Here is a 20,144-nt window from a genome sequence, read left to right on the forward strand (position 1 = left end):
CCTCTTATTGACTTAGACGACGACAGCGAGACCTCCTCCATCAACAGCAATTGTTGTACCATGAACATAGCTTGCTTCGTCACTGGCAAGGTAGACAGCAGCACCAGCTATCTCCGTTGCCTGCGCTATTCTTCTTGCTGGCAGCGTTTGCACTACTTGCTCCAAACTTTCTTTCCCATCCATCGTCCCTGGAGTACTCGTTGGGCCTGGCGAAATAGCATTGACATTAACCCCGTTTGGGCCAAATTCCGCTGCCCAGGCTTTCGTCAGCAACGTCAAAGCCGCTTTCGATGAGCCATAGAGAGCCATTGGAGGTGATCCAACAAAAGCTGCCCCTGATGTAATGTTAATCACCTTCCCTGATCCCCGCTTTGCCATCTGAGGAAGCAGGATGGCAGAGAGAAAAAAAGGGGCTTTCAGATTGGTCGCAATAACCGCATCAAAGGTCGCCTCGTCGATCTGGGTGGTGAGACCGCTGGGAAAGATTCCTGCATTGTTTACTAAGATATCAACCGGACCAAACGTCTCGTCAACTGCCTTCATCAGACGGTCTATATCCGTTTTTGCAGTTAGCTCAGCAGCAAAAAATACGGCAGATCCACCCACTATTTTAATCGTCTCGACGACTTGCTTTCCTCGTTGCTCATTACGCCCGACGACAGCAACATAAGCTCCTTCACGAGCAAAAGCTTCAGCAATAGCCTGTCCAATTCCCGATGTGGCTCCAGTGATCAGAGCTTTTTTTCCTTGTAGTCGCATCAATGCCTCCTTTTGAATAAGGTATCCAAACACTTATCTCATCATCTCGTTAAAATGATCTCGCAGGTTCGCAATCAATATATGTACGCCACTCCTTTCCAATTACAGATTTTATGAGTCTATTAAGTCCATAATTGTAACAAAAAAAAGTGCTCTCCTTTCGGCTGCTCCGAAAAGGAGGCTACACAATATATCACAGAGGAGAATGCATCATCAACTGCTTATGAGTACTTCATCTCCCTGTACTATTACAGACTAATTGAGTCTATAATAGTACAGGGAGATGAGAAAGTCAAGTGGAGAGACTTCAGGCGTTCGTGCCTGGACAAAGAGCGCTTCTTAGGTCGAATAGGAGGCGTTGATGTCGATATAGCCGTGTGTGAGATCACAACCCCACACAGTTGCGCTGGCATCGCCCAATCCAAGAGAGACTCGAACGACCACCTCTGAATTTTTCAGATATTCCGTGAGCTTATCAAGATGATCTTCTGGCAGCGGATGCCCTTGATAGACCGTCAGATCTCCAAAGGCAATCGCCACTTTCTCCGGGACAATCTCGACCTGCTCTTCACATTTGCCAATCGCCATAGCGACACGCCCCCAGTTGGGATCAGCCCCAAAAATAGCGGTTTTGACCAGGGGGGAGTTCACAATAGACTTGGCAACGCGTTTCGCCTGAGCAAAGGACGAGGCACCATCGACAGTAATTTCCAGCAGTTTCGTCGCGCCCTCGCCGTCCCTGGCTAACTCTTTCGCCAGTTCAATAGCCATTGCTTGCAACGCCTGCTGAAATTCTGCCAGATCTACCTCTCCAGCCTGGCCGTTTGCCATGATCGCCACCGTATCGCTTGTGCTGGTATCGGTATCGACGGAAATCATATTGAAAGAGACCTGCACCGCCTGTTGCAAACAATGCTTCAATACGTCCGGGGCAATCTGTGCATCGGTGACGAAATAGCTCAGCATCGTTGCCATATTTGGCTCAATCATGCCCACGCCTTTTGCCATACCAACCAGCACGGCATTGCCCACCTGCGCAGCACGAATTTTTGGGCGCGTATCGGTCGTCATGATCGCCTGGGCTGAGCGCTCAAGTTGTCCAGCACGCAACTCATCGCGAATGCCCACGATGCCCTGGCGCATCTTCTCCATTGGCAATTGTCGTCCAATTACCCCCGTAGAAGATGGCAACACGTCCTCGGGTAGACATCCAACCTCTTCCGCGACAAGACGAACCACCTCGCGAATATTCGCAAGTCCCTGCTCTCCAGTGGCAACGTTCGCATTTTTGCTATTGATGACAAACGCCTGCAAGCGTCCATCAGCAACGTACTCTCTCCCCACAACGATAGCGGCTCCACAAAAACGGCTCTGCGTAAACATAGCCGCTGCGGAAGCTGGCACATCTGACGCAATAACTGTAAAATCAAGCGTGGCATCTCTAATGCCTATATTTTTGGCACAAGAACGAAACCCCTTTGGATAAAAGGGTAAAGCTTGCATGCAATTCCTCGCTTCCTCATTGCTACTGCACTGCCACGTTGAGACAAAACATGCATCTACACGTCGCCTCAACCTTATCTAGCTAAAAACAAAGGAAGCGCCCCTGGATCTCTCCTTCTCTTGATCCTAAAAGCTGAAAGACCAGGAGCGCGTTTGTTGTTTCTCTCCGTATTGTACGATGCAATCGAAGAAGGGAACAACTCCTCTTGCAGCGCCCATATTTCTTGTCATCCTTTCAACAGCTATGCTACACTGATGCTAACCGCGCTCACCTTTAGCGATTTGAGAGGAGAATCACTGTATGATCCCTGTATATTTCAAGCAGCAAAGCCATCGTACCTCACTGGCCATATGGCTACTGAGCAGTATTACGCTATTTTCTCTGCTCCTTGCTGCATGCAGTAATGGCGGCCCCACAACATCTGGCAATAATTCCTCTATCACTCCTCCCACCGACCTGATCACATCTGGCATCTTAACCGTTGGCAGCGATACCACTTATCCTCCACAAGAGTTTATTGATCCTACAACGCACAAAGCTGTCGGGTTTGACATTGATCTAATCACCGAAATTGCAAAAAAGATGGGTTTGCAAGTGAAGATTGTGCCTACCGCATTTACAACCATCATTGATGATCTGGCGGCCAAACACTTCGATGTCGTTATCTCAGCAGTTAATATCACCCCTGAGCGGCAGGAGAAGGCCGATTTCATCCCGTACTTGAAGGCTGGCGAATCTCTGCTGGTGCAGAAAGGCAACCCTAAACACATCACCAGTACTGATGATCTGTGCGGCCTCGCTGTGGGCGTGCAGAAAGGCACCGTAGAACAGGGTGTTTTACAGAGTTCTAGCGATAATTGTCTGGAGCAGGAGAAGCCGGAGATCAAAATAATCGCGCTCGAAGATCAGGCGGCGGTGGTACAGCTCCTAACGACTCAAGGTGCTGTCGCAACTTATCAGGACTCCCCTGTGACAGACTACTATGTCAAACAGCATCCTGATCAATTTGAAGCAGCCAGCTCTGCCTTTGGCGAAGATACTGAAGGAATTGCTGTACGTAAGGGCGATTCGGAGATGCTCAAGGCGATCCAAACAGCCTACAATCAGTTGAAGACCGCTGGCACTTATCACCAGCTCATTGTCAAATGGGGAATCGCAAACGGGGAAATCACTTTGATTGATCGCAGGCGTAACATTGCCTGAGCTTGACCCTTGCCACAAAAGGCATTGGCTGAGATTAATTTCGAGATTACAGACCGTTAGCAGCAAGTGACGATTAGCTACATTAAGCATACAATCGTCACTTTTCCCTCATATTTGTCTGACAGATTTATCATAATTCATATTCGCGTTTTGGCCTGGCTCGCTCAAGGATAGCCACTGCATCCACGCCTCGGGGAAGCGTGCCAAAGGCTCTGCCCCAATCGCCCGCCAGACGCGTTGCGCAGAAAGCATCGGCAACAACCGCAGGACTGTATTGTACCAGCAAGACCCCCTGAAACACGAGCGCCATCTGTTCCACCAGATATCGCGCGCGCCATTCTAGCATCTGAGGATCAGCGAGTTGACGCTGTAGTTGTTTGCACGCAGCTGCGAGGCGCGCATCCACTTTGCAGGCAGGTGTAACCTCCTCAAAAAAGCGTTCGAGCGCTTGTGGCTCTTTTACGAAGACGCGCAGGACATCCAGCGCATTCACGTTGCCCGATCCCTCCCAGATAGAATTGAGCGGAGCTTCTCGATAGAACCTGGGCATCATGCTCTCCTCAACATACCCATTGCCTCCCAGACACTCCAGCGCTTCCGCCACATGAGCTGGCCCACGCTTCGTCACCCAATATTTACCAATGGCTGTTCCGAGCCGTTTGATCAGTTGTTCATGCTCGCTGCTCTCGGCCTGATCGCAAGCACGCGCCAGTCGCATCGCCAACATGGTTGCAGCTTCAGACTCGATGGCAAGGTCGGCCAGCACATTCCGCATCAACGGCTGATCCAACAAACGACGACCAAATGCGCTGCGATAGGCGGCATGATGCGCGGCCTGGGCCGTTGCCTGACGCATGAGCGCGGCCGTTCCCAACACACAATCCAAGCGGGTAAAATTGACCATCTCCACGATGCTGCGCACTCCCTTTCCCTCTTCGCCTATCAGGATAGCCCAGGTCTGATCGAACTCAACCTCGCTCGAAGCATTTGAGCGGTTCCCCAGTTTGTCCTTGAGCCGTTGCAGCAAGAAACGGTTTTTGGTGCCATCAGGCAATACACGAGGAAGCAAAAAACAGGATAACCCACCGGGAGCTTGAGCCAACACCAGGAAGAAATCACTCATCGGGGCAGAGCAGAACCATTTGTGGCCCGTCAACAGATAGGCTCCGTTGCCATCAGAAACAGCGGTGGTCGTATTGCTCCTCACATCTGATCCTCCCTGCTTCTCGGTCATACCCATACCACATAACATTCCCTTCTTCTCACGAGCAGGACGCAAACCAGGATCATACTCAAGCGAGAGCAATCCGGGCAACAAGTCCTCCATAAGCGCTGACTGTTTGCGTAAGACAGGAATAGCAGCATGTGTCATAGAAACCGGGCAGCCATGCCCGGCCTCAACCTGAGCAAAGAGATAGAAGGCGGCGGCCCGCGCCACGTGGCTTCCAGATCTGCCTTCACGCCAGGAAGAGGCATGCATACCCCAGGCAACCGCACGCTGCAACAGCTGATGATACGCGGGGTGATAGCTCACTTCATCGAGGCGCTGACCATAACGATCATGTGTGTGCAAAACCGGCTCGTATGTATTGGCATCGCAGCCCCATGCTATCGCTTCTTTGCTCCCGGCAAATGCTCCAATCTCGCTCAAACGCTCCTGTGCCCAGCCTGCCTCTTCGCGCACAACGCTTTCAATCAGAGCAGTATCTTGCGTAAACGCATTGTAATTGACCAGAGGCGGAGGCTGATTCCAGACCGTATGTGTAGCGTGATACTCCATATTGCTTGCTCCCTTGCAGAAAGATCCTCATTGTCCGCTTTCCCTGTATTGTACGATGAACGGAAAAGAAGCCACAACTTGTTGTTGGCATCGACAAAAGGGCTTTCGAGATGTTGTCAGCAACGTTTTACAAACCAGCCGCCATCGGATAAGCTATAATAGGGTGGGTATCAATGCACCCGCCATGAGATCATCTGCTATGGCGGGTGCTTCGATGCAAAAAGCATCGCCCTGCTCTTTTCACGGGAAAGCGCCCTGGCTTCATAGCTTCTCATTCGTTAGTATGTATAGATCCTTACCCAACCACGAAGCAATTTTCCGTGAAAAAACTGCATCTTAGAGGATGGAGCAACCTATATGTTTTCTTACAACGATATCTTGCAAGGCAATGATGGCAAAGTCCAAGTCCAGAGTGCTGTTCCCGCCGATCCAGCACTGCTTTTCCAGTCGGCACAACATGACAGCCGTCAGGTCGGCCCCGGCGATCTCTTCGTTGCTATCAAAGGTGCAAGGGTCGATGGTCATACATATATTCCCACTGTCGCCCAGACTGGTGCACTGGGCGCTCTCTGCACCGAACCCGCCATTGATGTGCCACCTCACTTTCTACAATTTGTTGTACCCGATGTGGTAGAGGCTCTCATCGCCACCGCACGCGTCCGAGCAAGCCGCCAGCAACAAACAACAATGATCGGCATCACCGGTAGTAATGGCAAGACCACGACGAAGGAAGCGGTTGCAGCAGTTCTCAGCCAGCAATTCCCCACGCTCAAAACGCACGCTTCCTATAATAATGAAGTGGGCCTCCCCTTAACGGTATTGCGTCTGGAACCTCAGCATCGTTACGCCGTTCTGGAAATGGGCGCGGAGCGAGTGGGAGAGATCGCCTGGCTTTGCAGCATCGTGCGTCCCAACTGGGCGATTGTCACCAGTGTTGGCACTGCTCACCTCAGAACCTTTGGATCTCTAGAGCGTATCGCGATTGCGAAAAGCGAGCTGGTTCAGGCGCTCCCAGAAGATGGTATTGCGATTCTTAACTACGACGACCCACAAGTGCGTGCGATGAGCCAGAAAACACAGGCACGCGTCATTTACTACGGCTTCGATGAACGTGCTGAGGTTCGTGCCACCGATATTACAGGCAATGTTCTCAAAGGATACGCCTTCACGCTTCGCTACCACGATGTCCATCTACCAGTACAACTCCAGATACCCGGCAAGCATGGTATCAGTACGGCGCTGGCGGCTGCTGCTACTGGTTTTCTGGCCGGGATAGCTCCCGATGCCATCTGTTCGGCGCTCAGTTCTATTACCGCAGTAAAAGGGCGAGGAGAGATCAAGCGTGGTCCAAATGGCAGCACACTTATCGATGACACTTACAAAGCCAATAGAGAGTCGATGCTCACCGGCATTGATATCATGAACGAAGCCAACTCTTCCAGTGGAGGCAAGCGCTGGGCTGTTCTGGGCGATATGGTTGATTTCGGTGAATATTCCCGCGATGAGCACTATGCAATCGGCCAGGGACTCGCAAACAAGGTCGATTATCTCGTTGCGATTGGCGATGAGGCTCGTTTCTACGTAGAAGGGGCACAGGCAGCGGGTTTACCAGCAAGCCAGATCTATTATTTTGAAGTTGATCCCACCAACTCGGTGCAATTTGAGGCCGCCAAACAGTCCGTTGCCTCATTCCTCCTCAGCAGAGTTCAGAGCAACGACCTGCTCTTCGTCAAAGCGTCCAATCCACTCCATCTGCATACAATACTTGAACATTTCTAGAAAGAGGACATACATGACACAAAAGAAGCTTCGGGTCGGCGTTGTTTTCGGGAGCCGCTCGTGTGAATATGATGTTTCGCTCCATTCAGCAGAGGCAGTCCTGGCCAATCTAGATACAAACAAATACGATGTGGTTCCTCTCGCCATCACAAAAGAAGGTGCATGGTTACTGAACGTCACGCCAGAGGAACTTCATGCGCTTGAAGAGAAACCAGACGAGAAAGAACATATACAGCAGGAAAAAGCCGTCGTGCTGGCTGGCGATCCTACCGTGCGCGATTTGTTGTCTGTGAGAAATGGCAAGAAGGTTGCGCCCCTCGATGTCGTCTTTCCGGTCATTCATGGACCCTATGGGGAGGACGGAACCATTCAGGGGCTATTGGAGATGGCAGGCATTCCCTATGTTGGCGGTGGAGTGCTTGGTTCGGCAATCGGCATGGACAAGGAAAAGATGAAGATCATCTTCCAATCGATCAATCTCCCCGTGATCGATTACCTGACGTATCGCTACACCCGATGGGCACGCGAACCAGAAGCGGTGCTGACTGAGGTAGAACAGAAGCTTGGCTATCCCTGCATTGTGAAGCCGGTCAATATGGGATCAAGCGTTGGCGTGACCAGGGCCGATGATCGTGAAGCATTGCGGCGATCAATCGCGCAGGCTGCGGAATATGACAATAAAATCATTGTTGAGCGCTGCTTAAATATTCGCGAAATCTCCTGTTCCGTCCTGGGCAACGAAGAGCCTATTACTTCGCCATTGGGGGAGATCGTTAATGAGGAAAATGTTGTCAACGATTACGATCTCAAATATGTCCATCCGACGTTCCGCCTGGATATCCCTCCGGCTGGTATCTCGCCACAGATGACCGAAGACATCTTACGCATGGCAAAGCAGGCATTTCTGGCCCTGGAGCTGAGCGGTCTTGCACGTGTTGACTTTTTCGTTGATCGCAACGACCAGCGCGTCTATATTAACGAAGCCAATACCATGCCTGGCTTCACCTCATCAAGCGTATATGCAAGCCTCTGGGCAACTGCTAACCTGCCATATCCCCAACTGCTTGATCGGCTGATAGAGCTTGCATTAGAACGCCACCAGCAGCGACAACGCCTGCGCACAACCTATTAGAGCCGCATGGTGATCCAGGCAATGGTCGTTTTTCTCTATCAAGGAACGAGAATCGCGCGACCGCGTATGTTCCCCGTTTCTAGCGCCTGGATCGCCTCAAGCGCTGCATCGAGCGGATAGACCGTTGTATGCAGCGCGATCTTTCCCTGCGCAGTCAGAGTCATCAGTTCCACTAGATCGTTGTATGTACCAACCAGATTGCCGATAAAATTGATCTCGGTTGAGATAATATCGATAGTTGGGATGCTGAGTTTGCCACCATAGCCAATGACATAATAGCTCCCTGCACGCTGCAACATCGCTATGCCATCATCAACGGCACTGCCTTCGCCCACAAAATCGATAATTGCCTCAGCATTTCGCCCGTTGGTAATTTCTTTCACCGTCTCCACCTGCTTCCCATCTGCCAGCACTGCATAATCCACTCCGAATGTTTGGGCCAGTTCAAGCGCCTCACGTGAGCGGTCCACAACGATAATCTCCGCCGGGGTCAGCGCCTTGAGGCACTGAATGCCGATATGCCCCAGCCCACCAGCACCAATCACAACAGCCTTTGTACCTGGATAGAGTAAACAAACGGCCTTTTTGATGGCATAATAGGCTGTTAAACCTGCATCGGCCAGGGCTGCGATATCTTCAGGAGCGAAACCAGGGTCCAGTTTGACAATAGTACGGGCATCAGTCTTGAGCAAATCAGTCATGCCGCCATCAAGATCCATCCCTGGAAAACCTGCATTGGCGCAATGCATATCATCGCCAGCACGACAGGCGCGACAGAAACCACAGGAGATTTGTGGATGCACAATCACCGTATCACCCACCGCAACGTTGCTAACCGCCGATCCAACCTCATGCACCCAACCGGCGTTCTCGTGACCAAGCGTATAGGGCAACGTCACACCAGATTTCTCCCTGAATTGTCCCTCAATAATGTGCAAATCAGTACGACAAAGGCCAGCGCCACCAACCCGCACAATAACATCATGTGGACTGGTAATCTTTGGCTCAGCCACCTCCTCAATCACCGGATGCTCGTTATAGCGGTGCAAGCGTACAGCCTTCATAGCCCCTCCTCGTTCAGTGCTGAGGGCAGTTCTCCGGTGTTCATCACCTCAAGAATTGTATGTGCATTCAGATGCGATGCTTCGAGCATTGCACAGATGCGCCCACTATGAAATACATAGACCCGATCACAGATCGTTGCCAGTTCCCAGGGATCGGTAGAGGCCAGCACCTGCACGATCCCCCGCTCAGCCAATCCGCGCATCAACCGGTAAATCTCCGCTTTGGCTCCCACATCAATACCGCGTGTCGGATCATCGAGCAGCAGGACGGACGGTTCAGCCTCAAGCCATCTGGCAAAAACAACCTTCTGCTGATTGCCGCCCGACAATTCCCCCGCCTCCTGATCTACCGAACGCGTGCCGATGCCCAGGCGCGCCATGTATTCCTGCGCGCGTGTGCGTAACTGGCTTGCCTGAAGAAATATCCCATCGCGACCCAGAGCAACGGAGCGCACTTGCGCGATATTGTCCCAGATGGGCTTGTCCAGCATAAGGCCGACGCGCCGCCTATCTCCTGGGACGAGCGCGACCCCTTGCCGCACCGCTGCTCGCAAATCATGCCGAACCTCCGTGCCATCAGGCAACAGAACTCGCCCACGCTGGGGACGCCGTAGCCCCATTGCAACAGCCAGCACATCCCGATGACCAGAGCCAGATAGCCCGGTCACGCCAACGATCTCACCACCCGGAGCCTTAAACGTAACCTCTTCCAGACACCCTGGCACAGACACATCCTCAAAACGCAATGCTCCCCGATCTGTGACACGCGACTTACTGGCCTGAGCATGCGGCACCATTTGCGAGCCTGCTTTGTCGCCTAGCATAGCTCGTACAATCTCATCAATTGTAAGCTGCGAGACGGGAACGGCATCCAGTACCTTTTCCCCATCGCGCAATACCGTCACTTCATCGCACAGGTTCAACACATCCTCCAAAATGTGGGAGACATACACAACTGCCACCTCAAGCTGACGGAGCGTGCGTAATACCATATGCAACCGCTCCGTCTCGCGCACATGCAGGGCCGATGTTGGTTCATCGAGGATCAACACACGTGGATGTACCATGAGAGCGCGGGCGATTTCAAGCAACTGGCGCTGTTCCAAAGAGAGTTGGGAGACGGGCATGTGTGGATCGACATCCAGGGCAAGCTCAGCCAGAACTGGTGCCGCCTGCTCCAACATTCGTCCACGCGCCACAAACGGCCCCCGGCGCGGCTCGCGCATTGGAAATAGATTCGCCAGCACATCAAGATCAGAAAAGAGGCTCAACTCCTGCGAGACAACTGCGACTCCTTGTGCCGCCGCAGTTGCCGTATTGGAAAAGTGAACCTCTCGCCCATCCAGGCGTATGCTACCCACATCGGGTGAGGTAGCACCCGCCAGCATTTTGACGAGCGTTGATTTGCCTGCGCCATTCTCGCCCAGCAGAGCGTGAACGGTGCCAGCACGCGCACGGAAGCTCACCCCTTGAGCGCCGCAATGCCCCCGTAGGACTTAAAGAGCCTCTCAGCTTCAAGCACATCCTTAGAAGCACTCATGAAACACCTCTTCTACGCTAAAGAATGATTCTATAGCCGCTTTTCGGAAATCACTACGTTGGGTCGTCCCACTATCCCTGATAGCAGGGCAACATTTTATTTTGCCTGCTCTAGAGGTTTGATCTGAGCCGTTGGATTGGCAAACTGCTTGTCGATAATCGGCTGATAGAACTTACCTTTGGTCTCCAGGCTCTTCTGACGGGCAATGATATCCTGCACGTTAACCTGGGTGATGAGTAGCGCTCCCGTATTCCACCACCCCGTCGGAATCGCTTTCCCGTTCATTGCGTGCTCAATCAGTAGTCGCATCGCCGTATAGCCTTTCAAAAAGTGTTCGGGATCAACAATGGCAAAATTAGTGCCATCGACGACGGCTTGCAGCCCGACCGGGTTGAGATCAAAGGCGGCAGTCAGGTAAGTTCCGTGGTTGGCCTGTCTGAGCCTGGCAAGTGAGGCATTATCTGCATCGCCCACACCAAGATAGGCCACGCCTTCAGGATGTGCTTTGATGAGATTATTCCAGGCATCGAAGTTTTGCTGTGGCTCCTGCTTTGAATCAAACGGGCCAAGCACCTGAAGATCAGGGCGTAAGCGTTTGAACTCCTCCTGAATCCCCTGGAAGCGATACACAAGCACTGGGACGCCCGGCGTATCGATGCCAACAACCACGTTGCCCTTCGCTGTCTTCGGTAAGCGTTCGATAGCAGCCTGAGCCAGCATTGCCCCGGCAGCTATGTTGTCGTTGCCAACATATGTCATGATGTTCGTCCCCGGCGATAGCGTCGTATCAATGGCGATAATTGGGATGCCTGCTTTCACAGCGTCAGCCTCTGGACGGGCAAAGAGATTCGGCGCAAGCGTTTCGACAGCGATACCGTCACGAGCATTTCTTGTCAGATCTTGAAAGAGCTTGACCGCAGCCTGGTCGTCAATGTTCGGCGGCGCGACGATTTGCGCGTTGACATGATACTGATTCGCAGCATATTGCGCACCAGCCGCCATCTCAGAGGCAAAGTTCAAGCTGCTGGTCTCGCTCACAAAGCCAACATGGATATCAGAAGGACTCTTCTGGCCGCCCGTCGTGCCAGCATTCGATGCCGGCGTTGAGCTACCACCGCAAGCGGCCAGAAATAGCAGGGCCATTACAACAGAGACGCTACCGAGGATGGAAAACATTTTTACGTGTCGCATAGGTTCCTCCTCAGAGAAATATGTTTGCGGAATGCATCTATGACACCAGCCACGCGGCAGTGCTGCATTCTCTCCTTGCTACACAATGCTCTCGGCAAGAGACGCCCTACTAAAAGCAATTACAAAAAGGAATGGTCCTTCGTCCGGCTACGACGCAACAGGCTATCCAGGGAGACCGCAAGCAAGATCACCGCGCCAGTGGCAAAGGCGGTCCAATTAATTGGAACATTAAAATATGCCAGACCGCTGCTCACAACTCCAAGAAGAATGGAGCCGAGGGCTGCCCCGACAATTGTTGCCTTGCCGCCTCGCAACGGAGTGCCACCAATCACGGCAGCGGCAATTGCCAGCAGTTCGTAGCCAGTGCCCAGGTTTGGATCGGATGAGCCAAAATAGCCCAGCGATAACATACCGGCCAATCCGCCTAACGCTCCCATCACGACAAAAGCCCACAAGCGGACAGAAACTGTTGGCAGGCCGCTAAAGACCGCCGCTTCAGGATTCGAGCCGATAGAACGAATGCGATAACCGAAAGGGGTAGAGTGGAGGACGATAGTGAAGATCACAACGATGAGAATCATGACCCAGACGTTGGTGGGAATCCCCAGCAAATGGCCACCCACCAGGTTAGCGAAGGGATCACTCAGAGAGAGGCCGATGACCTGGTTGCCATTACTTAATGCAAAAATAAGTCCTCGGAAAATAGACATGGTTGCCAGGGTCGCAACAATCGAGGGCAGGCGAAATAACTGAATCAGCAGCCCATTGACCAATCCCAGCACGGCACCAAGCACCAGCCCCGTAAGCGCGCCCAGCCACGAAGGAACACCTGCATGCATGAGCATCGCGGAACACAGCGAGGTCAGCCCATAAATCGATCCCACTGAAAGATCCAACTCACGCATTGCCAGGAGAAACGCCATGCCACAGGCCAGAATTGCAACAAATGTGGCCTGATTGAGAATATCTAAGAGTTGGCTGAAGGCCAGGAAGTTCGGATGTGCTATCCCTATACCTAACGTAAGAATTACTGTCGCGATGAGTACACCAATATAATCCTGCGAGGCAATGGTATGAGCGAGGGTGCGTAGGGAAGAGTTTGTCTTCTGGGAAGTTGCGACCGCCTCCCCTACAATCACGGTGGACCCGCGTGAGTGCGGCTCACGTGATTCGTGTGTCTCTGTCATGGCTCGTCCCTTCTACTGCTCCCACGATGGAGCCTAAATGGAACATTCATACCTACATTGGACAGAAAGAGCCGTTGTTTGTTGAACGCTAAACTAGCTAAATTGTACGGTCAAATCGCACCTTTAAATTGTACTTTGTCTATATAGCATGCCTGGAAAATAGCCTGTTGTCAATCGTTTCTACTTTCTACTCGATACGATTTTCGTTTCTTTCAAGATTCCTGGTCTCTCTACGTCCCTGAAACAAGAGAATAGCTGCATTTCAGCAGAAGCAATCAGAGTCCTTTGGTAAGAAAAAATTCCCACGTGCACTTCTCTTCCCTATCAACACGTTACGGCCCAAAAAGTCGAGTAGATCGAGTACGCTACCAATTCCCATGATGTACTCGACCTGCCCGCTGCTTACAACTATTGTGCCGCCACGCTGAGGCTGAAAAAAGCCCCATCGGGCAGCTCCTCCCAACCATGTTTGGCGTAAAAGCTGCGCTGATACGATTCGCGAATACGACGGTTCATCAACAACATGCGGGTACATCCTCGCTGAACCGCATAGGTACGCACAGTCTCAAGGAGACGGCTCCCGGTCCCTTTGCCGGTCTCGTCGGGATGGACAAACAGTTCTGAGACGTAGCCATCGATCCCACGCATCAGGTTGGGGAGCCAGTGTACCGCCAGATACCCGACCACCGCTCCATTCTCACGTTCTGCCACCAATACAGTATTGCAACCATCACGCACCTCCAGATCCAGCATACGAGCCACATGCTGTTCCGTCGTGGTGAGTGCCTCATTATTCATACGCTCTATCCAACCCAACCGGCGCAGTATCGTGGCAATCGCTCCTGCGTCTTCTCGCCGTGCTTCACGAATAAGAATATTTAACTCCATATCGTCATTCCCTCCCCAGAATTTTAAGCATTGAACAGGTTGTCATTATAGAATTGGTTATAGCGCTTTCACTGCTCGCAACCAGGATTGAGCAATCAAAGCATGACCAGCGTTCGACGGGTGTACGCCGTCTCCCGCCCAGAATGCCGACTCGCGCTGGGCGCTGGCCTGCGCAAAGATGCCATCCAACGGAACCAGAATAGCGCGAAACTCGCGTGCCAGTTGTCTCACAACGGCAATCTTAGGATCAAGATCTTCGCGCCATTGCACTCGATCTGCCGGCACCGGCACCACAAACGGCTCTAACAAAATCAACCTGGCTCCCAGCTTCGTTGTCACATCCTCCAGAATGGCGCGATAGTTCTCCTCGAAGCTCTCCACAGATGTTGCATCACCCCGGTCATAGCGCCTCCAGGTATCGTTAATGCCGATCATGATCGAGACCCAGGCGGGTTGCAACTCCAGACAATCAGCCTGCCAGCGACGCCGCAAATCGCTCGTTCTGTCGCCACCAATTCCCCGGTTGAGAAAATGTACGTCCTTCTCGGGATAAAGCGCCTGGAACCAGGATGCCGCCAGCATAGCATAGCCATAGCCCAGGTGATGATGCTCCTGTCGATCACGTCCAGCATCCGTGATACTATCCCCCTGAAACAGAACAGTGGCTCCATCTTCAATCAAGAGTGACATGGTATTCTCCTTAAAAGATGGGATCAAAGACCCCTTTTCTTACAACCCATTACGTATTTCAGCTTGAATGGCCTGTACAGCATCCTCCACAGGCACAATACGACTCTCTCTACGCGCCCGCCACTTCAATTCGACACCGCCATTTTTCAATGAACGCTTGCTCACCACCACACGTAGCGGCAGACCGATAAGATCAGCATCATTGAACTTGACACCCGCCGTCTCCGCACGATCATCAAACAACACGCTGAGACCCGCCACCGTTAAATCTGTATAGAGCTGTTCGGCAACGCTGCTGGTCTTATCCAGATCAAGTCCTAGCAGCGCAATTTGATACGGCGCAATCTGAAGCGGCCAGATAATCCCCTTGTCGTCGTGCCACTGCTCCACAATGAGCGCCATCAGGCGTCCAATACCAATACCATAGCTGCCCATCTGGACCGGGTGAGCATTCCCCTCAGCATCGAGGTAGGTGACATCGAACAAGTCAGCGTAGCGCGTGCCAATCTTGAAGATGTGGCCCAGCTCGCAGCCACGAAAAGCGTGCAGCGTCCCACCACAATACACGCAGGTTGCATGGTCATAGGCAGAGGCGATATCTGCCCAGAGATCCACCCTGAAATCGCGGGGATAGTTGACATGCTGCACGTGATAATCGACTCGATTCGCTCCAGCAACAAAGTTGTTTCCCTGCTGAAGCGAGGTATCGGCGATAATCAGAATATGCTCATCCTTCTGCAAGGGTGAGGTATAGCCTGCCACGATGCCCTCTCGCGTCAGTTCTTCCGGCGTTGCGAGATGCAAATCGGTGGAATTGACGCCTGCACGATTGAGCGTATTGGACAGCTTCACCTCGTTAACCTCCAGATCACCTCGCACCACAACCAGGACCATTCTGTCACCCGCCACGTAACAAACTGCCTTCATCGTCTTCGCTGCTGAAATGTTGAGGTATGCTGCCAGATCGCTGATCGCCATGCAGCCGGGCGTGTAGACCTCTTCTAACGGCTGTTTCGGCTCTGCTGGCAGAGCCGTGCGCACAAACTCCGCTTTCTCTTGATTGGCCGCGTAATCGCAATTGACGCACTTTAATATCGTATCTTCGCCTGCCTCGGTGAGGGCCACAAACTCCAGCGACTCCTTTCCGCCAATCGCGCCACTATCGGCCTGCACGCCCAGAAAAGCCAGTTCACAACGCAAGAAGATGGCTTGATAAGCAGCTTTCACCCGCTCAAAGCTGCGATCCAATCCCGCTTGATCGGCATCAAAGCTATAGAGATCTTTCATCAGAAACTCGCGCACACGTAGCAGCCCACCGCGTGGGCGTGGCTCGTCTCGCAGTTTGACCTGAAACTGATACAGCAACTGGGGCAGATCACGATAACTGCGTAGAAATTCTTTTGCTAGCAGAGCCGACGCCTCTTCGTGAGTTGGTGCAATCACCATTGCACGCTCCTTGCGATCTCGCAAACGAAACAGCACCGGGCCATACAGTTCCAGGCGCGAAGGCCCACCAAATGCAGGATGCTGATCCCAGATCTCCTCCGGTTGAAGAACAGGAAGTATGACCTCTTGTCCACCGATACGATCCATCTCTTCACGAACGATCTGCATAATATTACGCAGCACCTGATTGCCCAGCGGCAGATAGCTATAGACGCCAGAGGTAAGCTGACGAATAAAACCAGCTCGTAGTAGCAGTTCGTGGCTGCTTCCCTCGGCATCTCGTGGCGCTTCACGCAGCGTCGTTGTCAGCAATTGTGAGACTCGCACAGATAGAACCCTCCTTAATATGTGTTGATCCGACAAGTCGCTCTCATGTACGCATAGCCTGTTGACTACAACACCCTATAAGATACAAGCAGGGACAGGCTTGCTCTGGTTGCACTCTCTTGACTGGCCTTTTCTCCTCCTTAAACATAGAGAGGAGAAAAGGCGGCATTTATTCAACAAACAAGATTCTAATAGGCTCGCGCGAAGATCGCCTCACAGGTTGCCGGTTTTCCGGTGTAGATACACTTCCCTTGCACGCCGCCCTCTGGCTGATCGAACGGAATAACGCGCAGAGTTGCTTTCGTCTCTTCCTTGATAGCTAGCTCTGCCGCGCTATCTTCGGCCCATTTCACGCGCACAAAGCCGCGCTTCTCCGCGATTATCTCCTTGAACTCATCATAGCTATCAGTGGCATAGGTATTCTGCTTGCGGAATTCGACCGCACGCTGGAAGAGCGCCTGCTGCACCTCTTCTAACAATTCTGGCAAATGTGTTTCGAGTGCATCTACAGAGATCGGCGTCTTCGCTCGATTATCGCGGCGCACCAGCATCACGCTGTTGTTCTTCACGTCGCGCGGCCCGATCTCCATGCGCACAGGTACGCCACGCATCTCCCATTCGTTATATTTCCAGCCCGGAGTATTCTCACTCATATCAACCTTCACGCGTACCTTGCCCTTGAGCATCTTCTCAACTCGCGCCACCTGCTCAAGCACCGCTGATTTCTCAGCCTCTTTGCGCCAGATCGGAACAATGACGACCTGATACGGCGCGAGACGAGGCGGCAGAATAAGGCCGGAACTATCGCCATGCACCATGATGAGACCACCGATCATACGCGTGCTCATGCCCCAACTCGTGGTTGCACAGTATTTGCGCTGCCCATCGGAATCGAGATACTGAATATCAAAGCTCTTCGCAAAGTTGTTGCCGAGATTATGGCTGGTGCCAGCCTGGAGCGCCTTGCCATCGCCCATCATCGCCTCGATAGAATAGGTGCGCAGCGCGCCAGCAAATTTCTCGTTCTCGCTCTTGCGCCCAGCGATCACTGGAATAGCGGCATCTTCTTCAGCAAAGGCACGATAGACCTCTAGCATCTGCTTTGTGCGCTCTTCGGCCTCATCGAGCGTGCGGTGAGCTGTATGACCCTCCTGCCACAGAAACTCGGAGGTGCGCAAGAAAAGCGTTGTGCGTTTCTCCCAACGCATCACATTGTTCCACTGGTTGATAAGAACTGGCAGATCGCGATAGCTCTGTATCCATTTGGCGTAGGTGTGGCCGATGATCGTCTCGCTGGTCGGACGAATAGCAAGCGGCTCTTCAAGCTCTTCACCACCGCCACGCGTCACCCAGGCAACCTCCGGCGCGAACCCCTCCACATGTTCGGCCTCGCGCTCTAAAAAGCTGCGCGGGATAAGCAGAGGGAAGTAGGCATTCACCACATCGGTCTCTTTAAATCGTGCATCCAGAAGACGCTGCAAATTTTCCCAGATGGCATAGCCGTAGGGTCGAATAATCATACAGCCACGTACCGGCGCATAATCAGCTAACTCCGCCTTGCGCACCACCTGGTTGTACCACTTTGAAAAATTATCTTCCTGATCCGCTATTTCCTCGACGTACTTTTCCTCGTTGTCCATGACATCCTCTTTTCGCAAGCATAAAAAAACTCGCCCTTCTACAAGGACGAGATCATTACTCGTGGTACCACCTTATTTGAAGTACGCCTCACGACATACTTCCACTCACGCGGTCACAAATGAACCGCACCTCCAGGTAACGGTGAGGATTCTCCGGTCAGTTTCTCACTGACGCTCTCAGGTGGGTTCAATGCGGCTCCATCTGCCGACTTGCACTCTCTCGGCTCGCTACTCGATTCCGCCAACATTTACTAATCCTGATCAGCGCGTTTGCTGTATTCTATTCGTTGCCCCAAGAATACACTATCACGCAAAAGGTGTCAAGCATTTCATGCAAGGTACTTTGTCTATGAGTCATCCCGGATGGTTTTGTGGCGACCTCTGCCTGCATTGCTCGCCGCGTAGCGGCTCGCTGGTTGAGGATGATGGTGGCTAGAGGCTGGCACGGCCAGCCTCTAGCCACCATCATCCTCAACCAGGACGAAGGGCCGAAGGCGCTGAGGCGTGCGAGAGCCACAGGGAACATATCCGGGATGGCTCATAGGGGAGAGATCTCTCAACGGAGACCATCCCCTCTTGTCCAGGCAGCGCTTAGAACTTATAGAAGTGCTGCTTGACGACCTCCTGCGGCGTTTTGTCTTTGAAGAAGTCGATCTCGCTGCGTTTGACAGCGATGTATGCGGTTGAGAGCGTTGAGCCGAGCGCCTCCATCAATACAGTATCGCGCTCCAATTCATCAAGGGATTCCTCCAATGACGTTGGGAAGCGCTGAATGCCGCGCCGCTCTCGCTCCTCTTCGCTCAATGCGCCCGGATCAGTCTGGACGGGATCGCCTGGATCGATGCGGTTCTTGATACCATCCAGACCAGCTGCAATGATGCCGCCCAACGCCAGATAGGGATTGCCACTATGGTCAGGGAACTTGCATTCGAGATTGATCGATGTTGACTCCCGACCCCAGAAGGTTGAAGGCACGCGCACCGCTCCTTCGCGATTATCGAAGCCCCAGGCACTATAAGCCGAACTCCAATAATGTGGCTGCAAACGACTATAAGAATTGACGCTACCATTGGTCAGAGCGACGAGACCGCGCACGTGGCGCAAAATGCCACCAATAAAGTAGAGACCCAACTGGCTCAGATGCCCACGTTGGCTGGGGTCAAAGAACAGATTGCGGCCTGGATGCTCGCTCTTCTCAGTTCCCCAGAGGCTCAGGTGCATATGGGAACCGCTGCCAAACTGATCCAGAAATGGCTTAGGAGCAACCGTCGCCAGCAAATTGAAGTTACGAGCCACACCACGAATCGTCTCACGCGCACGACAGATGTTATCGGCAGCACGTAACGCATGGGTATGGCGCAAAGAAAGCTCCTGCTGAGAAGGTCCACCCTCTGTATGATACAGTTCGATACCAACGCCCTGAGCCTCCAGAGCCGCTAGAATGGCGTCGATAACCTCGCCCTGCTCGTCCAGGCCAGTTGTACTATAACAGAGGCTACGATCTGCTGGAACATATTCGCCCATCTCTTCACGGGCAAAATAAAACTCATGTTCTGCTGCTGCCTCTGCGCGCATCCCTTCGCTGTCGAGACGGGCAATCATACGTCTAAGGAAATAGCGCGGATCGGCATCCCAGGGCGTGCCATCCAGTTGAATCCAGTCACAGAACATTGCACCACTATTCGGCACATAGGGCAGGATAGTAAACGTCTCTGGATCAGGCACGAGACGGTATTCTCCTACCGGACCCATTCCTTCTACCGCTCCCACTGTCTCTACACCAGACCAGGCCGCCAGCACGACACAATGACCAATTCCCTCGTGAATGCGCGTGGGTAGCCCGCTGATATGTGTAGCTTTACCACGAATAATACCGCCATTATCGCAATACTGAAAGCGGACAAGACGAAGTTTCGCTTGCTGCGCTGATGTAATCACATCTTGAGTATTCATAAACGTTTCAATGTTCTCCCTTCAAGAACTTTCAAGAACCTGTATCATTCAGAAATACACG

At 52.6% G+C, this 20,144-nt stretch carries 15 protein-coding genes and 1 other annotated feature; of the genes, 3 read left to right on the top strand and 12 right to left on the bottom strand.

Annotated features, from left to right (window positions below; all coding sequences use genetic code 11):
• Positions 1–12: 12 nt before the first annotated feature.
• Together K3T83_RS09680 and argJ are read right to left on the bottom strand one after the other, a co-directional pair.
• Positions 13–759, bottom strand: a complete 747-nt coding sequence (locus tag K3T83_RS09680) for an SDR family NAD(P)-dependent oxidoreductase (RefSeq protein ID WP_220202763.1) — start codon at positions 757–759, stop codon at positions 13–15.
• A 339-nt stretch (positions 760–1,098) separates the two neighbouring features.
• Positions 1,099–2,262, bottom strand: a complete 1,164-nt coding sequence (gene argJ / locus K3T83_RS09685) for a bifunctional glutamate N-acetyltransferase/amino-acid acetyltransferase ArgJ (protein WP_220202764.1) — start codon at positions 2,260–2,262, stop codon at positions 1,099–1,101.
• A gap of 301 nt (positions 2,263–2,563) precedes the next feature.
• On the opposite strand from argJ, the gene K3T83_RS09690 reads away from it, so the two are divergent.
• Positions 2,564–3,466, top strand: a complete 903-nt coding sequence (locus tag K3T83_RS09690) for an ABC transporter substrate-binding protein (protein ID WP_220202765.1) — start codon at positions 2,564–2,566, stop codon at positions 3,464–3,466.
• Between the two features lie 130 nt (positions 3,467–3,596).
• On the opposite strand, the gene K3T83_RS09695 is transcribed toward K3T83_RS09690, so the two are convergent.
• Positions 3,597–5,246 carry an isovaleryl-CoA dehydrogenase gene (locus tag K3T83_RS09695; RefSeq protein ID WP_220202766.1) on the bottom strand — a complete coding sequence of 550 codons (1,650 nt, stop codon included), beginning with the start codon at positions 5,244–5,246 and terminating at the stop codon, positions 3,597–3,599.
• A gap of 357 nt (positions 5,247–5,603) precedes the next feature.
• Between K3T83_RS09695 and K3T83_RS09700 the strand changes: the two genes are divergently transcribed.
• Positions 5,604–7,025, top strand: a complete 1,422-nt coding sequence (locus K3T83_RS09700) for a UDP-N-acetylmuramoyl-tripeptide--D-alanyl-D-alanine ligase (RefSeq protein WP_220202767.1) — start codon at positions 5,604–5,606, stop codon at positions 7,023–7,025.
• Between the two features lie 13 nt (positions 7,026–7,038).
• Positions 7,039–8,157: a D-alanine--D-alanine ligase family protein gene (locus tag K3T83_RS09705; RefSeq protein ID WP_220202768.1), complete on the top strand. Its 1,119-nt coding sequence runs from the start codon at positions 7,039–7,041 to the stop codon at positions 8,155–8,157.
• 38 nt (positions 8,158–8,195) lie between these two features.
• On the opposite strand, the gene K3T83_RS09710 is transcribed toward K3T83_RS09705, so the two are convergent.
• From K3T83_RS09710 to K3T83_RS09750, 9 genes are all read right to left on the bottom strand, one after another.
• Positions 8,196–9,221, bottom strand: a complete 1,026-nt coding sequence (locus K3T83_RS09710) for an NAD(P)-dependent alcohol dehydrogenase (RefSeq protein ID WP_220202769.1) — start codon at positions 9,219–9,221, stop codon at positions 8,196–8,198.
• The gene (locus K3T83_RS09715) at positions 9,218–10,687 is read right to left on the bottom strand and encodes a sugar ABC transporter ATP-binding protein (protein WP_220202770.1); all 1,470 of its coding nucleotides are present in this window, start codon (positions 10,685–10,687) and stop codon (positions 9,218–9,220) included. The genes K3T83_RS09710 and K3T83_RS09715 overlap by 4 nt, the downstream gene beginning before the upstream one ends.
• A 170-nt stretch (positions 10,688–10,857) precedes the next feature.
• On the bottom strand, positions 10,858–11,952 hold the full coding sequence (locus tag K3T83_RS09720; protein ID WP_220202771.1) for a sugar ABC transporter substrate-binding protein: 1,095 nt from the start codon (positions 11,950–11,952) through the stop codon (positions 10,858–10,860).
• A gap of 119 nt (positions 11,953–12,071) precedes the next feature.
• A complete protein-coding gene (locus K3T83_RS09725; protein WP_220202772.1) occupies positions 12,072–13,139 on the bottom strand; it encodes an ABC transporter permease in 1,068 nt (355 codons plus the stop codon).
• Between the two features lie 408 nt (positions 13,140–13,547).
• Positions 13,548–14,027, bottom strand: coding sequence for a GNAT family N-acetyltransferase (locus K3T83_RS09730; protein ID WP_220202773.1), 480 nt, complete (start codon positions 14,025–14,027; stop codon positions 13,548–13,550).
• Positions 14,028–14,084: 57 nt separating this feature from the next.
• On the bottom strand, positions 14,085–14,717 hold the full coding sequence (locus tag K3T83_RS09735) for an SGNH/GDSL hydrolase family protein (RefSeq protein WP_220202774.1): 633 nt from the start codon (positions 14,715–14,717) through the stop codon (positions 14,085–14,087).
• 39 nt (positions 14,718–14,756) lie between these two features.
• Entirely contained in the window at positions 14,757–16,490 is a 1,734-nt protein-coding gene (locus tag K3T83_RS09740) for a proline--tRNA ligase (protein WP_220202775.1), read from the bottom strand.
• Positions 16,491–16,678: 188 nt separating this feature from the next.
• Positions 16,679–18,130, bottom strand: coding sequence for a proline--tRNA ligase (gene proS / locus K3T83_RS09745; RefSeq protein ID WP_220202776.1), 1,452 nt, complete (start codon positions 18,128–18,130; stop codon positions 16,679–16,681).
• A gap of 39 nt (positions 18,131–18,169) precedes the next feature.
• Positions 18,170–18,404 (bottom strand) — a binding site (T-box leader).
• Positions 18,405–18,721: 317 nt separating this feature from the next.
• Complete coding sequence (locus K3T83_RS09750) at positions 18,722–20,083, bottom strand: glutamine synthetase family protein (RefSeq protein ID WP_220202777.1); 1,362 nt, start codon at positions 20,081–20,083, stop codon at positions 18,722–18,724.
• Positions 20,084–20,144 lie beyond the last annotated feature (61 nt).

The sequence above is a fragment of the Reticulibacter mediterranei genome (assembly GCF_016587455.1).

Coding starts and splice junctions, on each gene's coding strand:
- K3T83_RS09680 (WP_220202763.1), bottom strand. CDS start 759: ATGCGACTACAAGGAAAAAAAGCTCTGATCACTGGAGCCACATCGGGA.
- argJ (WP_220202764.1), bottom strand. CDS start 2,262: ATGCAAGCTTTACCCTTTTATCCAAAGGGGTTTCGTTCTTGTGCCAAA.
- K3T83_RS09690 (WP_220202765.1), top strand. CDS start 2,564: ATGATCCCTGTATATTTCAAGCAGCAAAGCCATCGTACCTCACTGGCC.
- K3T83_RS09695 (WP_220202766.1), bottom strand. CDS start 5,246: ATGGAGTATCACGCTACACATACGGTCTGGAATCAGCCTCCGCCTCTG.
- K3T83_RS09700 (WP_220202767.1), top strand. CDS start 5,604: ATGTTTTCTTACAACGATATCTTGCAAGGCAATGATGGCAAAGTCCAA.
- K3T83_RS09705 (WP_220202768.1), top strand. CDS start 7,039: ATGACACAAAAGAAGCTTCGGGTCGGCGTTGTTTTCGGGAGCCGCTCG.
- K3T83_RS09710 (WP_220202769.1), bottom strand. CDS start 9,221: ATGAAGGCTGTACGCTTGCACCGCTATAACGAGCATCCGGTGATTGAG.
- K3T83_RS09720 (WP_220202771.1), bottom strand. CDS start 11,952: ATGCGACACGTAAAAATGTTTTCCATCCTCGGTAGCGTCTCTGTTGTA.
- K3T83_RS09725 (WP_220202772.1), bottom strand. CDS start 13,139: ATGACAGAGACACACGAATCACGTGAGCCGCACTCACGCGGGTCCACC.
- K3T83_RS09730 (WP_220202773.1), bottom strand. CDS start 14,027: ATGGAGTTAAATATTCTTATTCGTGAAGCACGGCGAGAAGACGCAGGA.
- K3T83_RS09735 (WP_220202774.1), bottom strand. CDS start 14,717: ATGTCACTCTTGATTGAAGATGGAGCCACTGTTCTGTTTCAGGGGGAT.
- proS (WP_220202776.1), bottom strand. CDS start 18,130: ATGGACAACGAGGAAAAGTACGTCGAGGAAATAGCGGATCAGGAAGAT.
- K3T83_RS09750 (WP_220202777.1), bottom strand. CDS start 20,083: ATGAATACTCAAGATGTGATTACATCAGCGCAGCAAGCGAAACTTCGT.